The 26108-nt window shown below is 73.7% G+C and carries 22 protein-coding genes and 4 pseudogenes; 18 read left to right on the forward strand and 8 right to left on the reverse strand.

Going from position 1 to position 26108, the window contains the following annotated elements; translation table 11 throughout:
* Positions 1-14 precede the first annotated feature (14 nt).
* The gene (locus AB0M29_RS14905) at positions 15-2726 is read left to right on the forward strand and encodes an MMPL family transporter (RefSeq protein WP_365382664.1); all 2712 of its coding nucleotides are present in this window, start codon (positions 15-17) and stop codon (positions 2724-2726) included.
* A 78-nt stretch (positions 2727-2804) separates the two neighbouring features.
* Here AB0M29_RS14905 and AB0M29_RS14910 read toward each other — a convergent pair whose 3' ends face one another.
* A complete protein-coding gene (locus AB0M29_RS14910; protein ID WP_365382665.1) occupies positions 2805-3320 on the reverse strand; it encodes a DinB family protein in 516 nt (171 codons plus the stop codon).
* A gap of 321 nt (positions 3321-3641) precedes the next feature.
* On the opposite strand from AB0M29_RS14910, the gene AB0M29_RS14915 reads away from it, so the two are divergent.
* The 8 genes and pseudogenes from AB0M29_RS14915 (at position 3642) to AB0M29_RS14950 (ending at position 10291) form a co-directional block, all read left to right on the forward strand.
* Positions 3642-4133, forward strand: a complete 492-nt coding sequence (locus AB0M29_RS14915) for an ATP-binding protein (RefSeq protein ID WP_365382666.1) — start codon at positions 3642-3644, stop codon at positions 4131-4133.
* Positions 4134-4177: 44 nt separating this feature from the next.
* Positions 4178-4939, forward strand: a complete 762-nt coding sequence (locus AB0M29_RS14920) for a DeoR/GlpR family DNA-binding transcription regulator (RefSeq protein WP_365382667.1) — start codon at positions 4178-4180, stop codon at positions 4937-4939.
* Positions 4936-5868, forward strand: a pseudogene (gene pfkB / locus AB0M29_RS14925) (1-phosphofructokinase); the annotation flags it as partial. The gene AB0M29_RS14920 and the pseudogene pfkB, both read left to right, overlap by 4 nt.
* 141 nt (positions 5869-6009) lie before the next feature.
* A pseudogene (locus tag AB0M29_RS14930) lies at positions 6010-6990 on the forward strand (PTS mannitol transporter subunit IICB); the annotation flags it as partial.
* Positions 6991-7119: 129 nt separating this feature from the next.
* Positions 7120-7395 (forward strand): hypothetical protein, encoded by a 276-nt coding sequence (locus AB0M29_RS14935; protein WP_365382701.1) that lies wholly within the window; start codon positions 7120-7122, stop codon positions 7393-7395.
* Positions 7388-7834, forward strand: coding sequence for a PTS sugar transporter subunit IIA (locus tag AB0M29_RS14940; RefSeq protein ID WP_365382668.1), 447 nt, complete (start codon positions 7388-7390; stop codon positions 7832-7834). Before AB0M29_RS14935 ends, AB0M29_RS14940 begins: the two co-directional genes overlap by 8 nt.
* On the forward strand, positions 7831-8871 hold the full coding sequence (locus AB0M29_RS14945; RefSeq protein ID WP_365382669.1) for a zinc-dependent dehydrogenase: 1041 nt from the start codon (positions 7831-7833) through the stop codon (positions 8869-8871). Before AB0M29_RS14940 ends, AB0M29_RS14945 begins: the two co-directional genes overlap by 4 nt.
* Positions 8872-9148: 277 nt before the next feature.
* Entirely contained in the window at positions 9149-10291 is a 1143-nt protein-coding gene (locus AB0M29_RS14950) for a hypothetical protein (RefSeq protein WP_365382670.1), read from the forward strand.
* A gap of 88 nt (positions 10292-10379) precedes the next feature.
* On the opposite strand, the gene AB0M29_RS14955 is transcribed toward AB0M29_RS14950, so the two are convergent.
* A complete protein-coding gene (locus AB0M29_RS14955; protein ID WP_365382671.1) occupies positions 10380-11561 on the reverse strand; it encodes a hypothetical protein in 1182 nt (393 codons plus the stop codon).
* A 310-nt stretch (positions 11562-11871) separates the two neighbouring features.
* On the opposite strand from AB0M29_RS14955, the gene AB0M29_RS14960 reads away from it, so the two are divergent.
* Entirely contained in the window at positions 11872-12315 is a 444-nt protein-coding gene (locus AB0M29_RS14960; protein ID WP_365382672.1) for a DUF6069 family protein, read from the forward strand.
* Positions 12316-12322: 7 nt separating this feature from the next.
* Here AB0M29_RS14960 and AB0M29_RS14965 read toward each other — a convergent pair whose 3' ends face one another.
* Positions 12323-13384, reverse strand: coding sequence for an alcohol dehydrogenase catalytic domain-containing protein (locus tag AB0M29_RS14965; RefSeq protein WP_365382702.1), 1062 nt, complete (start codon positions 13382-13384; stop codon positions 12323-12325).
* A 264-nt stretch (positions 13385-13648) separates the two neighbouring features.
* Between AB0M29_RS14965 and AB0M29_RS14970 the strand changes: the two are divergent.
* From AB0M29_RS14970 to AB0M29_RS14990, 5 genes and pseudogenes are all read left to right on the forward strand, one after another.
* Positions 13649-14008: pseudogene (locus AB0M29_RS14970) on the forward strand (DUF4232 domain-containing protein); the annotation flags it as partial.
* Positions 14009-14110: 102 nt separating this feature from the next.
* A pseudogene (locus AB0M29_RS14975) lies at positions 14111-14287 on the forward strand (sortase-dependent protein); the annotation flags it as partial.
* A 102-nt stretch (positions 14288-14389) separates the two neighbouring features.
* Complete coding sequence (locus AB0M29_RS14980; protein ID WP_365382673.1) at positions 14390-15040, forward strand: class F sortase; 651 nt, start codon at positions 14390-14392, stop codon at positions 15038-15040.
* 116 nt (positions 15041-15156) lie between these two features.
* Complete coding sequence (locus tag AB0M29_RS14985; protein WP_365382703.1) at positions 15157-15645, forward strand: RNA polymerase sigma factor; 489 nt, start codon at positions 15157-15159, stop codon at positions 15643-15645.
* Positions 15629-16459 (forward strand): DUF4232 domain-containing protein, encoded by an 831-nt coding sequence (locus AB0M29_RS14990; protein WP_365382674.1) that lies wholly within the window; start codon positions 15629-15631, stop codon positions 16457-16459. The genes AB0M29_RS14985 and AB0M29_RS14990 overlap by 17 nt, the downstream gene beginning before the upstream one ends.
* A gap of 199 nt (positions 16460-16658) precedes the next feature.
* On the opposite strand, the gene AB0M29_RS14995 is transcribed toward AB0M29_RS14990, so the two are convergent.
* The 4 genes from AB0M29_RS14995 to AB0M29_RS15010 form a co-directional block, all read right to left on the reverse strand.
* A complete protein-coding gene (locus AB0M29_RS14995) occupies positions 16659-17621 on the reverse strand; it encodes a helix-turn-helix domain-containing protein (RefSeq protein WP_365382675.1) in 963 nt (320 codons plus the stop codon).
* Between the two features lie 124 nt (positions 17622-17745).
* Entirely contained in the window at positions 17746-18372 is a 627-nt protein-coding gene (locus AB0M29_RS15000) for a DUF2461 domain-containing protein (protein ID WP_365382676.1), read from the reverse strand.
* Between the two features lie 48 nt (positions 18373-18420).
* A complete protein-coding gene (locus tag AB0M29_RS15005) occupies positions 18421-20082 on the reverse strand; it encodes an FAD-binding dehydrogenase (protein ID WP_365382677.1) in 1662 nt (553 codons plus the stop codon).
* Entirely contained in the window at positions 20079-20726 is a 648-nt protein-coding gene (locus AB0M29_RS15010; protein WP_365382678.1) for a TetR/AcrR family transcriptional regulator, read from the reverse strand. The genes AB0M29_RS15005 and AB0M29_RS15010 overlap by 4 nt, the downstream gene beginning before the upstream one ends.
* A 141-nt stretch (positions 20727-20867) precedes the next feature.
* On the opposite strand from AB0M29_RS15010, the gene AB0M29_RS15015 reads away from it, so the two are divergent.
* Together AB0M29_RS15015 and AB0M29_RS15020 are read left to right on the forward strand one after the other, a co-directional pair.
* On the forward strand, positions 20868-21218 hold the full coding sequence (locus tag AB0M29_RS15015) for a VOC family protein (RefSeq protein ID WP_365382679.1): 351 nt from the start codon (positions 20868-20870) through the stop codon (positions 21216-21218).
* Positions 21219-21477: 259 nt separating this feature from the next.
* Entirely contained in the window at positions 21478-23193 is a 1716-nt protein-coding gene (locus tag AB0M29_RS15020) for an ABC transporter ATP-binding protein (protein WP_365382704.1), read from the forward strand.
* Positions 23194-23211: 18 nt separating this feature from the next.
* On the opposite strand, the gene AB0M29_RS15025 is transcribed toward AB0M29_RS15020, so the two are convergent.
* Positions 23212-24462, reverse strand: a complete 1251-nt coding sequence (locus tag AB0M29_RS15025) for a P1 family peptidase (RefSeq protein ID WP_365382680.1) — start codon at positions 24460-24462, stop codon at positions 23212-23214.
* Positions 24463-24696: 234 nt separating this feature from the next.
* Between AB0M29_RS15025 and AB0M29_RS15030 the strand changes: the two genes are divergently transcribed.
* The gene (locus AB0M29_RS15030) at positions 24697-26085 is read left to right on the forward strand and encodes a chloride channel protein (protein ID WP_365382681.1); all 1389 of its coding nucleotides are present in this window, start codon (positions 24697-24699) and stop codon (positions 26083-26085) included.
* Positions 26086-26108 lie beyond the last annotated feature (23 nt).

A 26108-nucleotide genomic window follows, 5' to 3' on the forward strand; every position in this document is an offset into this window, starting at 1 on the left:
GTACAGTACAGACGATGGAGGATCGAATCGTGGCCAGTGTGGCGCGATGGTGTTTCCGGCACAAATGGCTCGTGATTGTGCTGTGGGTAGTGGCGTTCGTGGGAGTAGGGGCGGCGGGCAGCGCGCTCGGCTCCGCTTATTCCAACGCCTTCTCGCTCAAGGGCACGGAGTCCACCAAGGTCCTCGACCTGATGGACAAGGTCGTCCCGGAGCGTTCCGGCGAGGGCGACACCGTGGTCTGGCACGTCGACTCGGGCACGATACGTGACGCCGCGGTGCGCTCCCGGATCGAGCCGGTGCTGGCGAAGATCGCCAAGCAGAAGGACGTCGGCACGGTCGTCAGCCCCTATGTCCCGGCGGGCGCCGCGCAGATCAGCAAGGACGGCAGGACCGCCTACGCGACGGTGACGTACACCAAGATCGGCAACGATCTGACGGACGCGCAGGGCAAGTTGCTGATCACCACCGCGCACGAGGCGAAGACCAAGGGCCTCGAAGTCGAGGTCGGCGGCAACCGGCCCGCGCAGGCGGAGCAGCCGCTGCCGGGCCTGGCCGAGGGCGTCGGCGTCGCGGCCGCGGCCGTGGTGCTCTTCCTGGCGCTCGGCTCGCTGTTCGGCATGCTGCTGCCGGTGGTCACCGCGCTGTTCGGCGTCGGCATCTCGTCGTCCGCGATCATCCTGCTCAGCCACGGCATGGGCGTGGCGGACTTCGCGCCGCAGCTCGCCTCGCTCGTCGGCCTCGGCGTCGGCATCGACTACGCGCTGTTCATCGTGACCCGGCACCGACGAGGCATCCTGCGCGGCAAGACACCGGAGGAAGCGGCGGTCATCGCGCTCAACACCTCCGGGCGCGCGGTGCTGTTCGCGGGCGGCACGGTCTGCATCGCCCTGCTGGGCATGTTCACGCTGCGGCTGTCCTTCCTCAACGGTGTCGCCGTCGCGGCCGCCCTGACCGTGGTCGTCACGGTCGCCGCGGCCATCACGCTGCTGCCCGCGCTGCTCGGCGCGATCGGTATGCGGGTGCTGAGCCGCAGGCAGCGCCGCCGGCTGGCCGCGGACGGCCCGCGGACCGAGGCCGCCACCGGTGCGGCCGCCCGCTGGTCGTCCTTCCTGGAGCGCAACCCGCGGGCGCTGGCGGTGGTCGCGGTGGCCGTGATGGCCACGCTCGCCGTCCCGGCGCTGGGTCTGCGCCTGGGCTCCTCCGACCAGGGCAACAACCCGCCGAGCACGAGTACGCGCAAGGCGTACGACATGCTGGCTGACGGTTTCGGGCCCGGCTTCAACGGCCCGCTGACCATCCTCGCCGAGGTGCCCGGCCCCCAGGACAGGGCGGCGGCCGCGCAACTGGTCACCACGCTGAAGTCGACGCCCGGGGTGGCCTTCGCCGCCCAGATGCCGATGAAGCCGAGTGACACGATCACCTTCATCACCGCGGTGCCGACCACGTCCCCGCAGGACAAGGCGACCTCGGACCTGATCGACCACCTGCGCGACGACGTCGTGCCCGCGGCCGAGAAGGGCAACACCATGCGGGCCTACGTGGGTGGCCAGACGGCCATCTTCCAGGACTTCGCCACGGTGCTGTACGGCAAACTGCCCCTGTTCATCGGGGTGATCATCGTGCTCGGCTTCGTGCTGCTGCTGATCGCCTTCCGCAGCCTGGTGGTGCCGCTGACCGCGGCGGCGATGAACCTGGTCGCGGCCGCGGCCTCGTTCGGTGTGCTGGTGGCCATCTTCCAGTGGGGCTGGGGCGGTTCGCTGGCCGGACGGGCGGGCCCGATCGACGCCTTCCTCCCGGTGATCATGCTCTCGCTGCTCTTCGGCCTCTCCATGGACTACCAGGTCTTCCTGGTCAGCCGGATGCACGAGGAGTGGGTGCACACCAAGGACAACGCCCGGGCGGTACGGGTCGGCCTGGCCGAGACCAGCCGGGTGATCAACTCCGCGGCCGTCATCATGATCTTCGTCTTCGGCGCCTTCGCGCTGAGCGGCACCCGGGTGCTGGCGATGTTCGGCATCGGCCTGGCGGGCGCGGTCGCGCTCGACGCGTTCATCCTGCGTACGATCCTGGTGCCGTCGCTGATGCACATGTTCGGCACCTCCAACTGGTGGCTGCCCGACTGGCTCGACAAGCGGCTGCCGCACCTCGCGGTGGAGGCTGCCGAAGAGGCCGACGACGCGCCAGCCGCCGGGGGCGCGCGCCTGACGGGCGACGGTCCCGCGGTCCGCGGGCGGGTGACCGGCAAGGCCGGGCTGCCCATACCGCGGGCGGAGCTGACGCTGATCGCCGCGGACGGCCGCCAGGTGGGCCGCGCGGCGGAGGCGGGCGACGACGGTACGTTCCTGCTGCCGACACCCGGCCAGGGCTCGTACGTCCTGGTCGCCAACGCCGAGGGGCACCACCCGCAGACCGCCAGCGTGCTGGTGGCCGACCGCCCGGTCGACTGCGACCTGCTGCTGAGCGGCACCGGCACCCTGTCGGGTACGGTCCGGCGCGCCGACGGCCGGCCGGTCGAGGACGCGCGGGTGGCGCTGAAGGACGCCGACGACCACGAGGTGGCCGTGGTGACGACCGGGAAGGACGGCTCCTACGCCTTCGACGGTCTCTACCCGGGCAGGTACACCCTGCTCACCGCGGGATACCCGCCGTTCCCCGCCACCGTGCGGGTCGCGGAGGGCGACGACGACCCGGATGTCGACCTGGAACTGAGCCACTCCACCGACTGACGCTTCGCCTCGACCCCCAGGCAGGGCCCGGTTCCGTCCCCCGCGGAACCGGGCCCTGCGCCGTCCGTCAGCCGCGGCTCACTCGGTGAGGACCAGCCAGCTGCGGCCGTCGATGAGTTCGCGTACGGCGTCCAGGTGGCCGGCGTGGCACGCCGTCTCGGTGATCACGTGCAGCATCACCTCGCGCAGGTCGCGCACCCCCTTGTCGCCGAAGAGCTCGGTCGGCCACCACGCCGGGGCGGCGTCCAGGGCCGTGGCGGCGATCACCGCGTCCGCGTGGTCGGTCTCCTGCCGGTACAGGTTGAACACCGACTCGACCGGCACGTCGGACCCCACCTGCCAGGCGTCGTCGGGCCCTTCCGCCGCCTCCCGGATCACGCTCTGCTCCCCGGCGACGATTCCGCCGAACCAGAAGCGCTCGACGTCCAGCGCCAGATGACGCACCAGCCCCAGGCAGTTCCACCCCGACGGCAGCACCGCGCGCCGCAGTGCCTCCTCGTCCAGCCCCTCCAGAATTCCGCGCACGTGATCGCGCTGCGCGTTCAGATACGAGAGCAGCATCGCCCGCTCGGAATCCGGTGCGGGATGTGGCATGTGCTCCTCCCCAGTCTCGGTCTCTCCGGCGGGCGTCCCGGCCAGGAAACCGGACTCACAACCGTCAACGCACCCTTCCGTCACCCCCATCCAACAGCGTCACGCCGGAACAGTCCGGCCCAGCGGAACAATTCCCCGAAGTGCGGTGACTCCCCCTCGCCCCGGCGGCGAAGCAGGGTGGGTTGACCACGAAGACGTACGGGTGTAAACAGGGGGAAACAGGCATAAAGCACAGACAAAGCCACATTCTCATCCGCACCCCGCGGAGGCGACCGGCCGTCGGTCGCCCGGCGCGGGACTCACCCCTCCGGGAGGCACACCGTGTGCCCCTTCGCCCCTCATCTCGCCGCCGCGCTGGAGACGTCGGTGCGGCCGGAAGCGCTGGGGAGTGTCCCGGGGCACCCCGGTCAGCGGGACGCCGTGCTGGCGCTGCCCGCGGAGGCGTCCCGGGTGCGGTTGGTACGGCAGTTCACCGCGGCCGTCGTCGGGCACTGGGAGGTGTCGCAGGACGAGCGGGAGGCGGCGGTGCTGATCGCCGACGAGCTGGCGGCGAACGCCGCACAGCACGGCCGCGGCGAGATGACCCTGTCGCTGACCCGCCACACCGACACGCTGCACATCGAGGTGTCCGACCACGGCGAGCCGTGCGTGCCGGACCCGCGCTGCGCCGATCCCGACGAGCACGGGCGCGGCATCGCCATCGTGGAGGTCCTGGCCACGCGGGTGGAGGTGCAGCAGGACGCCTGCGGCTGCCGGGTCCGCGCGGTGCTCGGTGTCACCGCGCAGCCGCGCCGGGAACTCCGGGCCGGATAGCGGGACGGCGAAGATCCCCCCACAGGAAACGGACCGGAACCCACATGTACGCACCCGAGCGCCAGCAGCGCATCGTGCAACTCGCCACGGAGCACGGCCGCGTCGAGGTCCCGTCGCTGGCCGAGGATCTCGGTGTCACGCAGGAGACCGTACGGCGTGACCTGAGCCTGCTGGAACGGGCGGGCCTGCTGCGCAGGGTGCACGGCGGCGCGCTGCCCGCCGGGGGGCTGCGCCTGGAGCCCGGGCTCGTCGAGCGCGACTCGGTCGCGGCCGCCGCCAAGGACCGGATCGCCAAGGCCACCCTGGCCCTGCTGCCCGAGGAGGGCAGCCTGCTGCTGGACGCCGGGACCACCGTCTCCCGGCTGGTCGCGCTCTTCCCGCTGGACTCCACGCTCACCGTGGCCACCAACGCGCTCCCGGTGGCGGCCCGGCTCGCCGAGCACCCCCGCCTCACCCTCCACCTCGTCGGCGGCCGGCTGCGGCACAGGACGCAGGCCGCCGTGGACACCTGGGCGCTGCGCGACCTCGCGGAACTCCAGCCCGACATTGCGGTGGTCGCCACCAACGGCTTCTCACCGGAGGGCGGCCTGACCACCCCGGACCTCGCCGAGGCCGCGGTGAAGCGCGCCATGGTGACCGGCGCCCGCCGCGTCATCCTGGTCGCGGACTCCACCAAGTACGGCGCCCACCACTTCGCGCGGTTCGCCTCGCTGGAGCAGGTGGACGTACTGGTCACGGACACCGGGCTCACCGCGGAGCAGGCCGCCGAGATCGCCGCCCGCGGGCCGGAGGTGATCCGCGCATGATCGTCACGATCACCCCCAACCCGAGCCTGGACCGCAGCTTCGAGATGGAGCGCCTGGAGCACGGCCGGATCAACCGCGCCGAGACCGAGCGGGTGGACCCCGGCGGCAAGGGCGTCAACGTCTCCCTGGCGCTCAACGCGGCCGGGCACCCGACCACGGCCGTCCTGCCGCTCGGCGGCTACTCCGGGGAGCTGCTGGCGGAGATGCTCGGCGACCAGGGCATCACGGTGGTGAGCGTGCCGGTGGCCGGGGCCACGCGGGTCAACGTCAGCGTGGTGGAGCCGGGCGCGCTGACCAAGATCAACACATCGGGCCCGGAGATCACCGCGCAGGAGTCGGCCGCCCTGCTGGCCGCCGTGGCGGAGCTCAACGGCCCCGGCACCGACTGGCTGGCCTGCTGCGGCAGCCTCCCGCAGGGGCTGACGCCCGCCTGGTACGCGGACCTGGTGACACGCGCCCACGCCGGCGGCGCCCGTATCGCGCTCGACACCTCCGGCAGCGCGCTGCTGGCGGCGCTCGGGGCCCGGCCCGACGTGATCAAGCCCAACCGCGAGGAGCTGGCCGAGGCGGTCGGCCGTCCGCTGAACACCGTGGGCGACGCGGTGAGGGCGGCCGGCGAACTGCGGGCGCTCGGGGCGCGGCAGGTGCTGGCCAGCCTCGGCGCCGACGGGATGCTGCTGGTCTCGGACGAGGGCACCTGGTACGCCACCGCCCCGGTGGCGGATGTGCGCAGCGACGTGGGAGCGGGCGACGCCTCGCTCGCGGGGTTCCTCGGCGCGGGCGGCGGCGGCCCGAAGGCGCTCGCGGCGGCGGTGGCACACGGCGCCGCCGCGGTGACACTGCCGGGTAGCGCGATACCGACGCCCGCCGACCTCGACCCGGCCGCCGTCACCGTCACCGCGGACATCCCGCTGGACCGCCCGCTCGGCGGCACGGCCGCCGGTCCCGTCCCGGGAGACGGCGAGGTCGGCGCCGAGGCGGCTGCCGCGGCCGATCCGGCGCCGACCGTGCCCGACCTGGCGCACCTCAAGCATGTGCAGGGGCCCGGCGTCCGGGCCAAGGTGCAGCGCCTCGGCGGGTATCTCGCCGCAATGGTGATGCCCAACCTCGGCGCTTTCATCGCCTGGGGCCTGATCACGGCGATGTTCATCCCGACCGGCTGGCTGCCGAACGCCTCGCTGGCCCGGCTGGTCGATCCGATGATCACCTACCTGCTGCCGGTGCTCATCGGCTACACGGGCGGACGCCTGGTGCACGGCCGGCGCGGCGCCGTGGTGGCCGCCGTGGCCACCCTCGGCGTGGCTGTCGGCTCCGACGTCCCGATGTTCCTCGGCGCTATGATCATCGGCCCGCTGACGGCGTATCTGCTGAAGCTGGTCGACGGTTTCACGGCCCGTCACACCCGGCCGGGCTTCGAGATGCTCGTGGACAACTTCAGCGCGGGCATCCTCGGCGGCGCCATGGCCATCGCGGGGCTGCGCTGCGTCGGCCCGGTCGTGTCGGCCCTCACCCGGTGGGCGGGGCACGGCGTACGGGACCTCGTCAACGCCCATCTGCTGCCGCTGGTGTCGGTCATCGTCGAGCCCGCCAAGGTCCTGTTCCTGAACAACGCGATCAACCACGGCGTCCTGGCCCCGCTCGGCGTGGAGCAGGCCAGCCAGTCCGGCAAGTCCGTGCTGTTCATGATCGAGAGCAACCCGGGGCCCGGCCTCGGCATCCTGCTCGCCTACCTGCTGTTCGGGCCCAGGAAGCTGCGCGCCACAGTCCCCGGCGCGATCATCGTGCAGTTCCTCGGCGGCATCCACGAGATCTACTTCCCGTACGTGCTGATGAAGCCGCGGCTCGTCCTCGCCGCCGTCGCGGGCGGTATGACGGGCGTCGCCACCGCGACCGTCACGCACGCCGGGCTGGTCGCCACGCCGTCGCCGGGCAGCATCTTCGCCTACATGGCGGTCACGCCCCGCGGCGGCTACCTCGCCGTACTCGCCTCCGTCGCGGCGGCCGCCGCGGTGTCCTTCACCACGGGCGCCGCCCTGCTGCGCGCCGGCCGCGCCCCGGAAACCGAGGGCGCACCCGTCCGGACCGCCGCCGCCTCCGCACCCGTCCCCGCGGTCCCGCTCAACGCCGTCCAGCCCGAGGCCGGTGACACCCGGTCGGTGACGGCCTCGGCGGTCTCGCAGGTGGTCGTCGCCTGCGACGCGGGGATGGGCAGCAGTGTGATGCTGGCCAGCCAGCTCACCCGGCGGCTGGAGCCGTACGGGGTGACGGCCACGCACACCCCCGTGAACGACATCCCGCAGGGCACGCAGGTCGTGGTGACACACGCCAACCTGGCCGACCGCGCGCGTCTGACCGTGCCGGACGCGGTGATCATCCCGTTCCAGTCCTTCCTCAACGACCCGGCCTTCGACCAGCTGGAGGCCGCCTTCCGGGACGGGGGCGAGATCCGTGCCTGACGTGCTGACCCGCGAGGGCATCCGGGTGGACCGCAGGGCCGCCGACCGGTGGGACGCCGTACGCCAGTGCGGCGCGGTACTGGCCGAACTCGGCGCCACGGACGACGGATACGCGCTGACGATGCTGGAGCGCGAGCGGTCGCTCAGCACCTACATCGGCGAGGGCGTGGCCATCCCGCACGGGACCGACGCCAGTCGCGTCCTGGTGCGGCGCACCACGATCGCGGTGCTGCAGTTCCCCCTGGGGGTGGACTGGAGCGGCCACACGGTGCACTCCTGTGTGGCGATCGCGGCCAGGGGCAACGAGCATCTCGCGCTGCTGTCGGCGCTCGCGCTCCTCCTGATGGAACCGGGCGACGCCGCACGGCTGCGGTCCTCGGCCGACCCCGACGAGATCCACCGGCTGCTCGGGTCGGTCAGCGGGGACCTGGCACCATGAGGGTCGCGCGCTTCTACGCTCCCGGTGACCTCCGGCTGGAGGACGTACCGGAGCCTTCGCCCCGCCCGGACGAGGTCAAGCTGCGCGTCCGCAACTGCTCGACCTGCGGCACCGATGTGAAGATCCTCCGCCACGGCCACCAGCGCCTCTCGCCGCCGCGCGTCCTGGGCCACGAGGTCGCCGGGGAGATCGCCGAGGTCGGCTCGCGGGTCGGCGGCTGGTCGGTGGGCGACCGCGTCCAGGTCATCGCGGCGGTCCCGTGCGGCGAGTGCGCGACCTGCCGGGGCGGCCGCATGACGGTCTGCCCGCATCTGACGTCGGTCGGGTACCAGTACGACGGCGGTTTCGCCGAGTACCTGATCGTGCCGCACGCCGTGCTCCGGGTCGACGGCCTCAACCCCGTACCCGGCGCGGTGAGTCTGGCCGAGGCGTCCGTCGCCGAACCGCTGGCCTGCGTGCTCAACGGCCAGGAACTCGCCCGCGTCGGCGAGGGCGACGACGTGGTCGTCATCGGGGCGGGGCCGATCGGCTGCCTGCATGTGCGCCTCGCCCGGGCCCGCGGTGCCCGGCGCGTGGTGCTGGACGACCTGAACGCGGACCGGCTGGCGAAGGCCGCCGCTCTCGTACGGCCCGACGAGGCGGTGTGCGGGGCGGACGACGACGTGGTGGAGGCGGTCATGGAGCTGACCGGCGGGCGCGGCGCCGACGTGGTGATCACCGCGGCCGCGTCGGGCGCGGCGCAGCAGGACGCGCTGCGGATGGCCGCGTGCGGCGGACGCGTCAGCCTGTTCGGCGGACTGTCCAGGACCGCTCCCACCATCACCTTCGACTCGAACCTGGTGCACTACCGGGAACTGACCGTCGTCGGCGCCAACGGCTCCAGCCCTTCCCACAACAAGCGCGCCCTGGACCTGATAGCCTCCGGCGCCGTCCCGGTGGCCGATCTGATCACCCATCGGATGCCGCTGGACAAGGTGCCCGAGGCAATCAGCACCGTCGCGGCGGGCGAGGCGATCAAGGTCACCATCGAGCCCTGACCCGCCTGTGGCCCACCCGTGGCCCACGCCCGGTCGATCGTCGCGACACGAATGGCGGTGAACGCCCGCAGCGATGTGCGGTGCCGCCACGGGCCGCCGCCGCACGGCCAGGAGGGGGTTTCCGCCGGGTAGGAAGCGCGCACGCGCGCGGTCGCGCGTACCCGCCGGGTGGCAACCGTCATCGACATGGGTTGCGATGTGACCGTGCGCCCGAACGGACGCACGGTAACCGACAGGGTGTGCTCACCCTTGGCCATCGCAAAGGGAGAACCCCCCTATGCACCTCACCACGCACTCCGCACAGAGCGGCCTTCCGGCCGCCGAGCCCGGGGGCGACCCGATACGCACGCTGTTGTGGACGGCGGCGACCGTACGGCCGCTGGACGAGGTCGCCGCCCTGGTGCGGCTGCTGAAGCAGACCGACCGGCTCCCCAACCCCGGCGACGAGGCGCTGCGCGCGGCCGCCGTGTCGCGTCCGATCGACGACGTACGCCATCTGGTGGCGCTGCTCAACGACCCCGCGGACACCGCGGGCGACGCCGACACCACGCTGCGGGCGGTGGCGGTGGGCAGGCCGATCGAGGACGTCGCCGACCTGGTGAACCTCTTCGGCTCCGAGGACGGCGCCCCGCTCACCACCCGCGCCGTGCGGGAGTCCGCGACGGACGCCGCCGAGCCGGTCCCGACACCCGTCACCGCGTCGGTCACGTCGTCCGAGGGCGCGCCCGTCACCGCCTCGGTCGGCGCGACCGCACCCGAGCCGCGGCCCGGGTCCGAGATCGAGCCCGAGACCGTCGCCGCGCCCGCCACCGCGACCGTGGGCGGCGGTGAGGCCACCGCCGCGCGCGGCGAGGTGAATGTCGCGGACCTGATGGTCGCCGACCTCGACGTGGCCGAGATCATCGCCAACTACACGCCGGGGGGCGCCGCTTCGGCCAAGCCCCAGGCCACCTCCCAGGCCACCGCCCAGGCCACCGCCCGGCCGCGCACCGCGGCCCGTATCCGTATCCGTACGGTCCAGCAGCCGCTGCGCTCCGTACTGCGCTGGCCCGCGGCCGCGGCCCTGGTCGTGATCGCCGCGCTCCATCTGCCCACGCACCTCGCGGGCCTGCGCGCGGGCCACTACACCGACGGCGTGGCGCTGGTCGTCACCATTGTCTGCGTCATGCTGGCGACCGTGCTGGCGGTGCTGGACACGGTACGGATCTGGGCCGCGGCGGCGGCCGTGGCGGTCGCGGTCACCCTCACGCATCTGCTGACGGCCGGCCTCACCGGCACCGATCTGCTGCGCAACACGCTGGGCGACGCGTTCTCCTGGTCCGCGGCGCTGGCCGTCGCGGCCGCCGTCCTGACCGCGGCCCTCGCGGCGACGGCCCTGGTGCAGCACCGCGGCGCGCAGGCGGCGGCCCGCACCCGCTGACCGCGGCGCGGACCCACCCGCGGCGAACGGCCGACCCGGATCCTCCCGGGTCGGCCGTCCCGCGTCGCGCGGAGCGGATCCCGGCGGGTCAGCCCACCGGCTGTGCGCGCGGCAGCCAGGCCACCGCGTGGAAGGGGCCGTTGGCGGTGTACGGGTCCGGCGGCGGGAGCGCGGCGCTGCCGACGACCACCCCGCGGGCGTTCGCCTGCGCGGCCGTGGAGTTGAGGCCGCCGAGCGCCGGGAGGCGGGTGAAGGCGCTGTCGCTGATCCGGTAGACGAAGGCGAAGGCGTTGGCGGCGAAGACGTCACCGACGACCAGATGGGAGTCGATGCCGAACGCCTGGGTGACGCCCGAGCCGGGGCCGACCATCGCGGTGGCGCCGGTGGTCAGGTCGTAGGTGAAGGAGAGCAGGCTGTCGCCGCCCACCGCGGTCGTCCCGCTGACCAGCGGCGACACCTTCAGCCCGGGGCCGAGGTCCGTCCTGGCATGGGTCGCCACGTTGTACGCGAACCCGTCGAGGGCTCCCCCGCCGGTGCGGGACTGGCCGACGACGGTGTGCCCGCTGACCGCGTAGACACGGGCGAACGTCCCGCCGAGGGTGCCGACGTCGGTCATGTGGTGGGTGTTCAGGTTGACGGCGAAGCCGTGCAGGGTGCTGCCGCCCGCCGGGTCGGGCACCGGCGAGTTGCCGACCACCGTGGCGCCGCTGATGTCGACTCCGGCGCTGCTGCCCGTGGACCCGGTGAGCGTGCCCAGGTCGGTGAGGTGGCCGGTGCGCAGACTGTAGACGAAGGCGTGGGAGGTGGTGTCGCCCGCGAGGGACGAGGTGCCCACGATGTTCTCGCCGCTGATCGCGGTCGCGTCACTGCTGGTCCCGCCGAGCGTGCCGAGGTCCGTCATGTGGTGGGTGCGCAGGTCGTAGACGAAGCCGTGCGTGGCGCCGCCGGGCAGTTCCGAGGTGCCGATGACATGGACGCCCCGCACCGCGACGGCCTGGCTGTCGTCCCCGCCGAGGGTGCCGATGTCGGTCATGTGGCCGGTGCGCAGGCTGTAGACGAAGGCGTGCTCGCTCGTGTCGCCCTTGAGGAACGAGTTGCCGACGACGGTGTTGCCGCTGATCCCGGTCGCTTCGCTGGTGGTGCCGCCCAGCGTGCCCAGGTCGCGCGGCGCGTACGCCGGCAGGGGAGCCGCGGGCGCCGCGCCCGCCACCCCCGTGCCGGCGCCCACCGCCAGGAGTGTCAGCGCCCCCGCCCAGACGGACGCGCGCATACCTAACCGTACGAGTCTCATGGTGCCCCCCACGAAGAGATCCCGGACGCGGGGCGGCGCGACCCACGCCCCAGAACCCCCCGGGTGCGCATATGCCGACCCTCGCGTGTGTACCCCCTCTTATACGCCGTTGTCCGGCTTCGTGACGTGCCCATGAGAAGAAATACGGAGAAGTGGCGGAAGAACGCGGCGCTCGTGTCGATCCTGGCCGGTCCCGTTCGACGGATAGGTGACGGCAGGTCCGGCCGGTGCCTCGCACCGGCGGGCCGGGCCGCCGACCGCGAACCGTCCCCCGTACAGGAGAACCGTCATGACCACGATCCGGCAGACCGCGACACCCCTTCCGCTCCCCGTCGAGGCGGGCCGGGCCCGGCGCAGGCGGGAGCGTGGCGGCGCCGTGCTCTCGGCGGCCGTCGCCACCAGCGCCGTCTGGCTGGTCGGGCACGCCTTCGGCGTCGACTACCTGCTGCGTGACTCGATGGGCAAGGCCACGATCACCCTGCCGATCGTCATCGGCTTCACGCTGGTCTTCGGTGTTCTCGGCTGGGCGTCACTTGCCCTGCTGGAGCGCTTCACGCGGCACGCGCGCACCGCGTGGACCGCGCTGGCCGTGGCCGTCGCCCTGCTGTCGCTGCTGCCGATCCTGCCCGAACACGCCACGGCGGGGACGAAGGTGACGCTCGCCCTGGTGCACCTGACCGTGGCGGCGGTGCTCGTGCCGGTGCTGCGGCGCACCAGCGGCGGGCGGAGCTGAACCGCCGTCAGGACGCGGGCGCCGCGTCCCGCCCCGGGGCGATCACCGTGATGCCCGGTCCGGAGCCGTCGCTCATCGCCGCCAGCGCGGCGGGAGCGGCGGCCAGCGGGATGACCGAGCCGACCAGCAGATCGGGACGCAGGGTGTCCGCGGCGACCTGGCGCATCATCTCCGGGTACGCGTGGGCTGCCATGCCGTGGCTGCCGAGGAGTTCGAGCTCCCACGCGAGGACCCGGTCCATCGGTACGGTGACGCCGCCCGCGGGCAGCAGGCCGACCTGGACATGGCGGCCGCGGCGGCGCAGGCCCGCCACCGACGCGGCGCAGGTCGCCGCGGAGCCCAGCGCGTCGAGCGAGAGATGGGCGCCGCCGCCGGTCGCCTCGCGCACCGCCTCGGCCACACCGTCGCCCGGCAGCCCGGTGGCGTCCAGGCACACCGCGGCGCCGAACCGCCGTGCCAGCTCCAGCGCCTGGGGTGTGACGTCGACCGCGACGACCCGGGCGCCCGCCGCCGCGGCGATCATCACCGCGGACAGCCCGACACCGCCGCAGCCGTGCACGGCCACCCACTCGCCGGAACGCACCCTGCCCTGGGCGACCACCGCGCGGTAGGCGGTGGCGAACCGGCAGCCGAGCGCGGCGGCGGTCGCGTACGGCATGTCGTCGGGCAGCGCCACCAGATTGGTGTCCGCGTGGTGCACCGGCACCAGCTCCGCGAAGGAACCCCAGTGGGTGAACCCGGGCTGCTGCTGCCGCTCGCACACCTGCTGGTCGCCGCGGGCGCAGGCCGCGCACCGCCCGCACGCGCACACGAAGGGCACCGTGACCCGGTCGCCGGGACGCCAGTTGACGACTCCCGAGCCCACCTCGGCGACGGTTCCGGCGAGTTCATGGCCGGGGACGTGCGGCAGCACGATGTCCGGGTCGTGGCCCATCCAGCCGTGCCAGTCGCTGCGGCACAGGCCCGTCGCCTCGACCCGTACCACCACACCACCGGGCGGCGGCACCGGATCCGCGACCTCCCGCACCTCCGGAAGCCGCCCGAACTCCTCGAACACCACGGCCCGCACGCGCGCCCACCACCCTGTCGTCGTCGGTCGTCGCATTTTAATGTCCCTTTACAACCCGCCCCCAGGGTGCGTCGTCTCTCCCCCCGATTCCCGCACGGCACGGCCGGTGCTCGCTCCAGAGCCCGCCGGCCGCGGGAAAAGAGAAGGGACACCGAGACCATGCGCATCAGCACACTCGCCGCCGGGGCGGCCGCCGTCACCACCGTCGTCCTGGGAGCCGTACCCGCCACGGCCGCGACACCCGTGCGCGGCACGAGCACCCCGATGTGCGCGACCTCGCAGCTCACCGCCTCGCTGGGCGGCGGCGACGCGGGCGCGGGCAACCTCTACCGCTACCTGGTGCTGACCAACCACAGCGGTACGACCTGTCACGTCACCGGCTTCCCCGGTCTGTCGCTGCTGGACGCGCACGGCAAGCAGATCGGCGCTCCCGCCACGTACCGCCAACTCGCGCACAGCCCCGTGGTGCTGCGGCCGGGAGGGTCCGCGAGCGACACCATCCACACCATCAACCAGCAGGGGAAGTGCCTGCCGACCTCGGCCGAGCTGCGGATCTACCCGCCCGGGAACCGGGACGCGCTGATCTTCCCCGGCAAGGTGACCAACTGCGACAACGAGTTCGAGGTCACCCCGTTCACCGCGGGCAAGGGCGGCAACCCGTCGAACTCCGGCCCCTCGGCGCCCGCCACCCCGACACCGACACCGAGGCCGACCAAGCCCGGAGCGCAGGTCCCCGTGGTGCCCAGCGGCGCCCCGAACACCGGTGTCGTGGCCGCCTCCACCGCGTCCGGCTCCGGCGACCGGACCGAACTGGTGGCGGGCGGCGCCGCGCTGACGCTGGTGCTGGGCGGGCTGGGGGCCGCGACGGCCCGCCGCCGCTCGCAGGCCCGGGCCAGGGGCTGAGCGTTGCTGCCTTCCCAGCGGGCTCGGTCCCAGGGCGCGGTGCGCCGCCCCGGTCACGGTCACGGTCACGGCCAGGCGCCGGCGGTACGCCGCCGGGCCCCCGTGGACCGGGCCGGGGCGGCGGCCGCCGTCTGCCTCGTCGCCTCGCTCACGGCCCTGCTGATGACGGGCTGCGGCGCGACGTCGGCGGGCCGGGTGAGCCCGGGGCAGACCGCCTCGCACATCCCGGCGTCGCAGACCGCCCGGACCACCGGCAAGCCCACCGCCCACTCCCCCGCGCCGCCGCTGGCCCGCTCGGTGCCGGTGCGGCTGCGGATTGCGGCCATCGGGGTCGACACCCCGGTCATGGGACTGGGCCTCGCCGCCGACGGCACCGTCGCCGTACCGCCGATCGAGGCGCACTCCCCCGCCGGGTGGTACGACGGCTCGCCGACCCCGGGCCAGACCGGCCCCTCGGTGATCCTCGGCCATGTCACCGTCGGCAGTTACGGCGACGGGGTGTTCCTGCGGCTGTCGCACCTGAAGGCCGGTGACCGGATCGACGTCGGACTCAAGGACGGCGCCACGGCCACCTTCACCGTGGACTCGGTGGAGACGATCCCCAAGTCGCGCTTCCCCACGGCCAAGGTCTACGGGAACGTCAACCACCCGGCGCTGCGTCTCATCACCTGCGGCGGCAACCGCGTGAGCGGGAGCGGCTACCAGGACAACGTGGTGGTGTACGCCTCCCTGACGTCCGGGACGACGTCCTGAAACCGCCGTCCGCCGAGCGGTTGCCGGTGACGTGGCCGGGCAGCCGTCCACGGGGCGCTCTCACGGCGCCGCAACCGGCCGGCGGACGGCCGGCACCACAAGGGGGGAGAGCGGCCATCCGGTCCCAGGAACGCGCGGCCTCGGAGTTGTTCGAGGCCCTCTACCCGCGGCTCGCGGGCTGGTGCCGCCGTCTGGTGGACGACGACGAGACCGCGCACGAGATCGCGTCGGAGGCGTTCACCCGGCTGTGGGCGCGCTGGACCAAGGTCGAAGAGCCCAGCGGATACCTGTACGTCACCGCGGCCAACCTGGTGCGCGACCACTGGCGCAAAATGGAGCGCGAGCGGCGTGCGCTGCGCCGCGTCACCACGGAGGAGACAGTGAAACAGCAGCAGGGCGCGAGCGACCCTTCGGTGCGGCTGCTCGTCCAGTCGCTGCCGGAGCGGCTGCGCGACCCCGCGCTGCTGTACTACTTCGCCGATCTGCCGGTGCGCGACGTCGCCGCGCTGCTGGGGCGGAACGAAGGAACCGTGAAGGCCGACCTGCACGCCGCCCGCGAACTGCTCCGCGCCAACCTGGGAGGACACCATGACCGGACTCCCTGACGACGAGGGGCTCGACGGGTTCGACTTCGACGCGCCCGAGCCGCTGCTGCGGCCGCCGGCGCAGTTCCTGCCGCCGCCCGCCGGTTCCTTCGAACGGATCAGGCGCAGGGCCTCGCGGCGGCGCCGTACCCGCGCCGCGGTCGGCGGCACACTGGTCGCGGCCGCGCTGACCGGGTCGGTGTACGTGGCGGGGGCGCTCTCACCGCGCGGGTCCTCCCACGACGTGGCGCCGCCGCCCGCGGGCACCACCCGGGCCACCACACCCACCACGTCGCCGACGCCCTTCCCGGTGCCGTCCTCCGCGCCGCCGCCCGCCACGCACCGCCCGTCGCCCGGCCCCGGCTCCACCCCGGCCACCCATCCGGCGACGCAGAGTCCGACGCCCACGCCCGTGGGCGGTACTGCGCCGTTGTGCACGGCCGACCAGCTGACCGCCTCGCTGGGCGGCGGCGACGCGGGCGCGGGCAACCTCTACCGCTATCTGCTGCTGACCAACCACAGCGGTACGACCTGCCATGTCACCGGCTTCCCCGGCCTGTCGATGCTGGACGCGAAGGGCAAGCAGATCGGCGCTCCCGCCACGTACCAGCAACTCCCGCACAGCCCGGTGGTGCTGCGGCCTGGACAGTCCGCCAGCGACACCATCCACACCATCAACCAGCAGGGCACCTGTCTGCCGACGTCCACGAGGCTGCGGATCTACCCGCCGGGCAGCAGGCAGTGGATCGACTTCCCGGGGCAGGTCACCAACTGCGACGACGAGTTCGTCGTGACGCCGTTCGGCCCTGGTGACAAGGGCAATCCCGCCAACTGAGCGGGGCGGAAGGCGCGCGGTCCGGCTCCCGGCGCGCGCGGCCCTCCCCCTGCCCGGCCATGGCTGCCGACGCCGCCCCGCGCCGGGAACCGGTACCGCTGTCGTACCGGGGCGTGGGCCGGTTCGACAGCAAAGAGTCTGCGCAGCAGCCGCCGCCCGGTCCATGGATCACAGCGCACAGCACTTAACGCTGTGTGCACTACAGGCCATGCCGGTAGTCGCGCGGCGGCGTCCCGTACGCGGCGCGGAACGCCCGGCTGAAGTCGGCCGGGTGCGCGAAGCCCCAGCGGGCCGCGATGGCGCGGATCGGCAGCCGGCCGAGCGCCGGGTCGGCGAGGTCGCGGCGGCAGCGCTCGAGCCGCTGGCCGCGGATGAAGGCGGCCACGGTGGTGTCGCGGTCCTGGAAGAGCCGGTGCAGATAGCGGGTGGAGATGTGGTGGGCGGCGGCGACGGCCGCGGGCGTCAACTCCGGGTCGCCGAGGCGCCGCTGGACATAGACGTCGATCTGCCGCAGCAGGGCGGCGCGGCGCGAGTCGGCGGGCACCGCGTCGTCGGCGTCGAGGTGGTGGGCGGCGAAGGCGGTGAAGAGGTCGAGCAGCACCCCGCCGAGCCGTGCCGCGTCGGCCGGGGTGCAGTGCTCCGCCTCGGCCCGCACCGAGGTCAGCGCGCCGGCCATCACCGCGCCGATCCCCCGCCGGCCGGGTAATCGCGCCGCGAGCAGCCGCTCGACGGACCGGGGCGGCAGCGGCATCAGCGCCCGGGGGATGTGCAGCAGCAGCGACTCGGACATGTGGGCGCCGTCGCCGACCACCGACTCCAGCGGCAGCGAGCTGTCGAAGAGCGACAGGTCACCCGCGGTCATGGCGGACTCCCGGCCGTCCTGGCTCACCCCCACCGTGCCGCTCAGCATGTGGACCAGCACATACGCCTCGGGGTCGGCGCGCCGGATCAACGGCGCCGTCCTGGCGGCCCGGTGGGACGAGAAGAGCATGTTGGTCAGGGCCGCGGTTCCGAGTCCCGCCTGTCTCAGGGTGGCGGTGAAGGCGGCCGGGTCACCGATGTCGAGCGCCATCGGCATGATGGACCGCGACGTGATGTCCGCCCAGGCGTCGACCCGGTCCCGCACCGAGTAGTCCTCGCTCCGATACACCGTCCTGATCACCGTACGCCTCCGGTCCGCAGGGAATCTCGGCTCAGTGAAGTTGTAGCGATCTTCGATAAGCGACGGATATACGCGCGGGTGCGTTCCGGCCACGCGGGCGGGGGAGGCGGCGGGGCGGGGAGGGCTACTCGGCGCCCACCCGGGCGTCGAGCCAGTCGGCGAGCGGCTCGCTCTGGCGCAGGAAGTCCGCCAGCCGCTTCTTGGCCGCGGCGGTGCCGAGCCAGGGGCCGACCGGCCACTGCCGCCAGGCGAACAGGCTCTTGTTGCGCAGCAGTTCGATCCGCGGGTGGTCCTTCGGGTAGCCGCGCGGCGCCGTCTTGAGCCGGTCCCGGGCGGTGACCTCGATGCCGTGCCGCTCCACCGCGGCGATCACCCGCAGCAGCTCCTCGCCGGTCACGTCCTCGTCGACGGCCTTGCGGTACCGGTCGAGCGCGGCGGCGTCCATCATGTACCGGCCGCGTCCGGCGCCCAGCCCCTCGGCGGAGAACTGCACATAGCCGCCCGTGCTGAAGGTGGCGGCGATCGCCGTCTTGTACGGGGACTTGTCCGCGCTGAAGCGGATGTCCCGGTTGGGCCGGAAGATCTTGCCCTCGCCGAACTCGTCCTCCAGCTCGGCGAGGAGCGCGACCATGGGCGCGCGCACCGCGTTGTCGTAGACCGCCTTGTGCGCCGTCCAGTAGACCTTGGAGTTGTCGGCCTCCAGCCCCTCGTAGAACTCCAGGGCTTCCACGGGCCAGCCTTTGAATGTCACGCGGCCGAGCCTAGCCGCCGCCTGTGACACCGCCCTGGTGGACGCGCCTCAGCCCAGGTCGCGGGCGAGCGCGCGGCCCGCCGCGCGGCCGGAGAAGATGCAGCCGCCGAGGAAGGTGCCCTCCAGGGCGTTGTAGCCGTGCACCCCGCCGCCGCCGAAACCGGCGACCTCGCCCGCCGCGTAGAGGCCGTCGAAGGGCGTGCCGTCCGGACGGACGACCTGCGAGTCGAGGGTGGTCTCCAGGCCGCCGAGGGTCTTGCGGGTGAGGACGTGCAGGCGGACCGCGATCAGCGGCCCGGCGGCCGGGTCGAGCAGCGCGTGCGGCTTGGCCACGCGGGTGATGCGGTCGGGCCGGTAGGAGCGGGCGTTGCGGATCGCCATCAGCTGGAGGTCCTTGGAGAAGGCGTTGCCGGTCTGCGCGTCGCGTGCCCGCACCTCGCGCTCGACCTGCGCGAGGTCGAGCGGGGCGTCGGGGGTGAGGGCGTTCATGCCCTCGACCAGTTCCGGCAGGGTCCGGCGGACGACGAAGTCCTCGCCGTGGTCGAGGAACGCCTGGACGGGACCGGGTGCGCCCTTCTTCACCCGGGACAGCACCAGTTTCAGGTCCTTGCCGGTGATGTCGGGGTTCTGCTCGGAGCCGGAGAGCGCGAACTCCTTCTCGACGATCGCCCGGGTGAGCACGAACCAGGTGTGCCCGTGGCCGGTGCCCAGGATGTGCCGCAGGGTGGCGAGGGTGTCGTGGCCGGGGAAGAGCGGGGCGGGCAGCCGCTGTCCGGTCGCGTCCAGCCACAGCGACGACGGGCCGGGGATGATCCGGATGCCGTGGCCGGGCCAGACCGGGTCCCAGTTCTTGATGCCCTCGGTGTAGTGCCACATCCGGTCGCGGTTGACGATCGAGCCGCCCGCGTCCTCGGTGATCCCCAGCATCCGGCCGTCGACGTACGCGGGGACGCCGGTCACCATCGACTCGGGGGCCCGGCCCATCCGGTCGGCGGGCCAGTTCTTGCGGACCAGGTCGTGGTTGCCGCCGATGCCGCCCGAGGTCACCACCACGGCCTGGGCGCGCACCTCGAACTCACCGGCGGCCTCGCGGGACGAGGCCACGCCGCGCTCCTCGGCCGAGGGGGCGAGGACGGTGCCGCGTACGCCCACCACCGCGCCGTTCTCGACGATCAGCTCGTCGGCCCGGTGCCGGTGGCGGAAGGTGACCAGGCCGCGCTCCGCGGCGGCGAGCACCGGTTCGCGGAAGACCCGGACGACCTCGGGGCCGGTGCCCCAGGTGAGGTGGAAGCGCGGCACCGAGTTGCCGTGGCCCGTGGCGGATCCGCCACCGCGCTCGGCCCAGCCGACCGTCGGCATCACCCGCAGCCCGAGCCCGTGCAGATACGCGCGCTTCTCCCCGGCGGCGAAGTTCACGTACGCCTTCGCCCACTGCCGCGGCCAGTGGTCCTCGCGCTCGCGGTCGAACCCGGCGGAGGCGAGCCAGTCGCCGAGCGCGAGGTCGTAGGAGTCCTTGACGCCCATCCGCCGCTGCTCGGGGCTGTCGACGAGGAACAGCCCGCCCAGCGACCAGAACGCCTGGCCGCCGAGGTTGGCCTCGTTCTCCTGGTCGATGACGAGCACCCGCCGTCCGGCGCGGACGAGTTCGTACGTCGCGACCAGACCGGCGAGTCCGGCGCCCACCACGATGACATCGGCGTCGTCGCTCACTTAGGCTCCTTCGCGTTCGGTTCCGCATTCGGTGTGCTGTAGCTGTGCAGGACGTTCAGGAACAGCTCCTCGCGGCGGCGGCGCACCGCGTCGCTGCCGGGTTCGAGCAGGACCTGTACGGAGGTGCCGTCGTGGACGGCGACGAGCGCCTGGCCGAGCGCGGTGGCGTCGGTGACGCGGCGGCCCGCCCGGCCCAGTGCCGCGGTGATCACCGGCAGGATCGCGTCCTGGATGGACTGCTCGCGTGCGGCCATCACCCGGCGCAGCGAGGGGTTGCGCAAGGCGTGCGCGGTGAACTCCGCGGTCACCCGGAACCACGAGTCGTCGACGGGGATCGCGGCCAGCGCCGCGCGTACCGCGTCCTCGGGGCCCGGCGCCGCCACCTCGGCGAGGGCCGCGCGCAGGTCGGCGAGCATCCGTGTCGAGCGCTCCTCCCACATGACGAGGAACAGCTCGTCGAGGGAGGTGAAGTTCGAGTAGAAGGCGCCGCGGGTGTACCCGGCGCGTTCGCAGACCTGCTCCACGGTGGAGCGGCCGAAGCCCTGCTCGGCGAAGACGTCGAGGGCGGCGTCGAGCAGCCGCCGCCGGGTCCGCGCCCGCCGCGCGGTGACGCGCTGCGGCGGGGTGGAGGTCGGCGCGGTCATGGCTCTGCCCCTTCCCGCACCTTTCGTGCGCGGTCGTCGTCCGCTACGGATACGCGAACGTATCCGATACGTTTCTGTATCGGCAAGGCTCGCGGGCGCGTGAGGGACCGCTGCGCCGTGCCCACCGCCTACGCTGGCCGCGTGATCAATGGTGGACACGTCATCATTTACAGCCGCGACGCGGAAGCGGACCGGGCCTTCTTCCGGGACGTGCTGGAGTACCCGCACGTCGACGCGGGCGGCGGCTGGCTGGTCTTCAAGCTGCCGCCGACCGAGATCGCGGTCCATCCGGCGGACGGCCCGGGGTCGCAGGAGCTGTATCTGATGTGCGACGACGTCGACGCGACCGTGGCCGAGCTGACGGCCAAGGGCGTGGAGTTCACGGAGCCGGTCACCGAGGCGCGCTGGGGCCGGCTGACCAGGTTCCGCCTCCCGGGCGGCGGCGAGGTGGGCATGTACGAGCCCCGGCACGAGCGGGCCACCGACCTGTGACGCGCGGCTGACCCGTGACCCGCCCGGTGCGGGCAGGTCACGGCTCCCGCCGACCGCCCCCGTCGCCGCGCCCGCCCGGGTAGCGTCGGACACGCCACGGCTGCCGCCGTGGGGGGAATCGGCCCGTGACTGTCCGAGGAGCACCGTGAGCACCGTGGACGCAGGCGTGGAGTCAGGCGAGGGGTCATACGAGAAGCCGGGCGGCCCTCCGAACGCGGACGGCGTCGCGCCGACCGGTGAACCACCGGCCTGGCGGGTGCTGTTGGGCTATGTGCGGCCGCATCGCTGGGCGCTGCTGGCGGGCGCGCTGCTCGCGCTCGTCACCGGGGCGACCGGGCTGCTGCTGCCGCTGGTGGCCAGGGCGCTGATCGACGACCTGACCCATCATCGGGCGATAGCCGGGGCGTTGGCGGGGATGTCCGTACTGGTGGTCGCCAACGCGGCGCTCGGAGCGGTGGGTTCGTACATCCTGCGGCGTACCGCGGAGTCGGTGGTGCTCACCGCGCGCCGCTCGCTGACGTCCTACCTGCTGCGGCTGCGGATCTCCGCGGTGGACCGCAGCGAGCCGGGCGATCTGATGTCCCGGGTCACCGCGGACACCACCCTGCTGCGCGAGGTGACCACGGAGTCGCTGGTGGGGCTGGGCACGGGCGGGCTGACGCTGGTCGCCACGCTGACGATGATGGGCGTGGTCGACCCGGTGCTGCTGGGCGTCACCCTGGGCGTCATCGCGGTGGCGGGCACGGTGATCGGCGTGATCGTGCCGCGGATCCACCGGGCGGGCAAGCGCGCCCAGGAGGCGGTCGGCGCGATGGGAGCGGTGCTGGAACGCATCCTCGGGGCGCTGCGTACCGTCAAGGCGTCGGGCGCCGAGCACCGCGAGGAGCAGGCGGTGCACGCCGCCGCCGAGGAGTCGTGGCGGCAGAGCGTGAGCGCCGCCAAGTGGTCGGCGCTGGCGGGCAACACCGCGGGTCTGTCGATGCAGGTCGCGTTCATCACGGTGCTCGCGGTGGGCGGCGCCCGCGTGGCCACCGGCGCCATCGCGGTCGGCACGCTGGTGGCGTTCCTGCTCTACGTCTTCTATCTGATGTCCCCGATCCAGCAGGTCGTCAGCGCGGTGACGCAGTACCAGGTGGGCGCGGCGGCCGTCGCCCGCATCCAGGAGGTGCGCCGCCTGCCGGTCGAGGAGCTGCCCGCGCCCGCACCGCTGCCCGCCCCCGGCTCCGAGCCCGCCACGCTGGCCTTCGAGAACGTGCACTTCCGCTACGGCGACGACTCCCCCGCCGTGCACCACGGCGTGACGTTCACCGTCCCGGCGCGCGGCATGACCGCGTTCGTCGGCCCGTCGGGCGCGGGCAAGACCACCGTCTTCTCGCTCGTCGAGCGCTTCTACGACCCCACGGGGGGCCGCGTCCTGCTGGACGGCCGTGACGTGGCCGAGTGGGACGTCTCCCGGCTGCGCGCCGCGATCGGCTACGTCGAGCAGGACGCGCCCGTGCTGTCGGGGTCGCTCCGCGACAACCTGCTGCTCGGCAACCCCGGCGCCGACGAGGCCGCCGTGGAGCGCGTGCTGAGGACGACCCGGCTGGACGGCCTGGTCGCCAGGCTGCCCAAGGGCCTGGACACGCTGGTCGGCCACCGCGGCACCCGGCTGTCCGGCGGCGAGCGCCAGCGGGTGGCCATCGCCCGCGCGCTGCTGCGCCGCCCGCGGCTGCTCCTGCTGGACGAGGCGACCTCGCAGCTCGACGCCGTCAACGAGGCGGCGCTGCGCGACACCGTCGCCGATGTCGCGCGCACCACGACGGTGCTGGTCGTGGCCCACCGGCTGTCCACCGTCACCATGGCCGACCGGATCATCGTGATGGACACCGGCCGGGTCAGGGCGGTCGGCACCCACCACGAACTGGTCTCCGCGGACCCGCTCTACGCGGAGCTCGCCGCCACGCAGTTCCTGGCGGCGGGCGAGGCGGCCTAGGGTCCACGAGTCCGGGATCTACGGGGTGTCGTAGAGGTCGCGGTAGGAGGGGAAGACACCGCCGGGACCGTCGACGCTGCGGGCGGCCAGGACGGCGTGCAGCACCGCGCGGGTGAGCGTGTCGGCGCCCGCGGCGAGGATCTCGTTCACCGCGCCCGCCTCCATGTGCACGCCGAACGCCGGGTCGGCGGTGGCGGTCTGATCGGGCCTCAGCAGCGGGCGCTGTCCGGTCGCCATCGCGAAGACCGTGTCGCCGTCGGAGAGCAGATGGACCGGGCGCACCGCGCGGGCCAGGCCGTCATGGGCGGTGCCGGCCAGCTTCTGGGCCTGGGCGCGGGTCAGCGCCGCGTCGGTGGCGACCACGGCGAGGGTGGTGTTGAGCGGCCGGTGCGGGCCCTGCTGCCGTACCGTCGTCTGCGCCGCGGCGGCGGCCAGTCTGCGGTGCGCGCGGCCGAGCGCCGCCGGATCGGCGGGCTCGGGCAGGCGGTCGCCGAACTCGGCCGCCCACGCGGCCCGCGCGCCCCAGAGGGTGCCGGTGTCGGGGTCGACGACGGACCCCGCGGCGTTCACCACGGCGAGCGCGGCCACCGTGGTGCCCGACGGCAGTACCCAACTCGCCGTGCCCACACCGCCCTTGAGCCCGCCCGCGACCGCGCCGGTGCCCGCGCCGACACCGCCCTGCGGCACCGGTTCACCCTCGGCCGACGCGGCGGCGGCCAGTACGGCGGTACGGCCCATGTCGGGTCCAGGGCGGGCTTTCCACTCACCGCCGCGGCCGAGGTCGAACAGGGCGGCGGCGGGCACCACCGGCACCACCTGGGCCGGGCCGCCGACCCGGAAGCCGCGGCCCTGTTCCTCCAGCCACCCGACCACCCCGGCCGCCGTGTCCAGGCCGAAGGCGCTGCCACCGGTCAGCACGACCGCGTCGATCCGCGGGACGAGGTTGCGCGGGTCCAGCGCGTCGGTCTCCCGGGTCCCCGGGCCGCCGCCACGTACGTCGACCGCGGTGACGGCGCCGCCCTCGGGTGCCAGCACCACGGTCACGCCGGTCAGCCATCCGCCGCCGGTCCGCTGCGCGTGCCCGACCCGCAGCCCCCGTACGTCGGTGAGGGCGTTCGCCGGTCCTGGCCGCGGCTCGGGCGAGGAGGCGGGATCAGCAACGGGCTCGGGTCGCGGCTGCCGCGCCCCGGCTGCCGCTGCCGGGTCCGCTCCGCCCGCCGCCGCGCCCTCTCCCGGCTCGCCGCCCGTGCCGTGTCCCGACTCGCTCACGTCGCGCACCTCCGTACTCCGAGAACTCCGCGGACCGCGGGCGCGCCGCGGACGGGCCACCAGGACCCGGGACGACCACCGTACCCGCGGCACCCCGGCCCGGCGGGGAAGGTGACGGGCGACCGGAGGACACGTCACATGACGGGCCAATACGGTGAATCCCGGCATTCCGCTGGCATGATCGAGTCGACCCGCCGGGCAGACCGCCGCGCCCAGGTCCCAGGAGGCACGCTGATGTCATCGGACGAGCCGATGGACGCCCGCCCGGCCCACGCGCCCCCGGAGGCCGCCCCCACCGACCCGTACGCGGTCATGCGGAGCAAGGGCTTTCTGATGCTCCTGGTCATCGCCGCCGTGCTGGGCGTGGTGATCTCCGCGGGAGCGTACGGGTTCCTCAAGGGCGTCAGCCGGCTGCAGAAGGCGCTCTACACCGACCTGCCCCGGGGGCTCGGCTTCCACGGCGTACCCGAATGGTGGCCGCTGCCCCTGCTCGGGCTGGCGGGTGTGCTGGTCGCGCTGACGATCCGGTACCTGCCGGGCACCGGCGGCCACGAGCCCGCCGAGGGACTCAAGACCAGGGGCACGGCGGCCGCCGCCGAACTGCCCGGCGTCCTGCTCGCGGCGGTGGCGTCGCTGTGCCTCGGCGCGGTGATCGGCCCCGAGGCGCCGCTCATCACGCTCGGCGGCGGGGTGGCGCTGGCCGCCTTCCGGCTGCTGAGGCCGGACTCGCCCGCGCAGGTGCAGGGCGTCGTGGCGGCCTCCGGCAGCTTCGCCGCCATCAGCGCGCTGCTGGGCTCGCCCCTCATCGGGGCGTTCCTCCTGATGGAGGCGTCGGGGCTGGGCGGGGCGATGCTGGAGCTGGTGCTGCTGCCGGGGCTGATCGCCGCGGGCATCGGAGCGCTGGTCTTCATCGGCCTCGGCAACTGGGCGGGCTTCGGCGTCGGCACGCTGACCATCCCCGACCTGCCCCACGAGGGCCGCCCCGACCTGGCGCAGTTCGGCTGGGCGCTGGTGATCGGTGTCGCGGCGGCCTTCCTCGGCACCGCGGTCCAACGCGGGGCGCTGTGGCTGAAGCCGCACGTGGCCGGCCGCCGTCTGCTGTGGACCCCGCTGGCGGGCCTGGCCGTGGCGGGCCTGGCCATCGCCTACGCGGAGGGCACGGGCAAGGACGCCTCCGATGTGCTGTTCTCCGGGCAGGACGCGCTGCCGCACCTGCTGCTCCACCACGGCCAGTACACGGCCGGCGCGCTGACCCTGCTGATCGCCTGCAAGGGCCTCGGCTACGGCCTGTCGCTGTCGGCCTTCCGCGGCGGGCCGATCTTCCCTTCCCTGTTCATCGGGGCGGCGGGCGGGATCGCCCTGTCCCACCTGCCGGGGCTGCCGTTCGTCGCGGGCGCCGCGATGGGGATGGGGGCGCTGTCGGTCGCGCTGCTGAAGCTGCCGACGACCTGCGTCCTGCTCGCCACGCTGCTGCTCGGCTCGGACGGTGTGACCGTGATGCCGCTGGTGATCGTGGCGGTCGTCGTCTGCCATGTCACCGTCTCACGGCTGGTCCCGGCTCCCGCGGGCGCCGGGATGCCGGGGGGCGGCGCCGGTGGTACGAGTAGCAGGAACGCCAGGTGAGAAGGAACCGCCAGGAAGCAGCC

This window comes from Streptomyces sp. NPDC051976 (assembly GCF_040680795.1).
Lineage (GTDB): Bacteria > Actinomycetota > Actinomycetes > Streptomycetales > Streptomycetaceae > Actinacidiphila.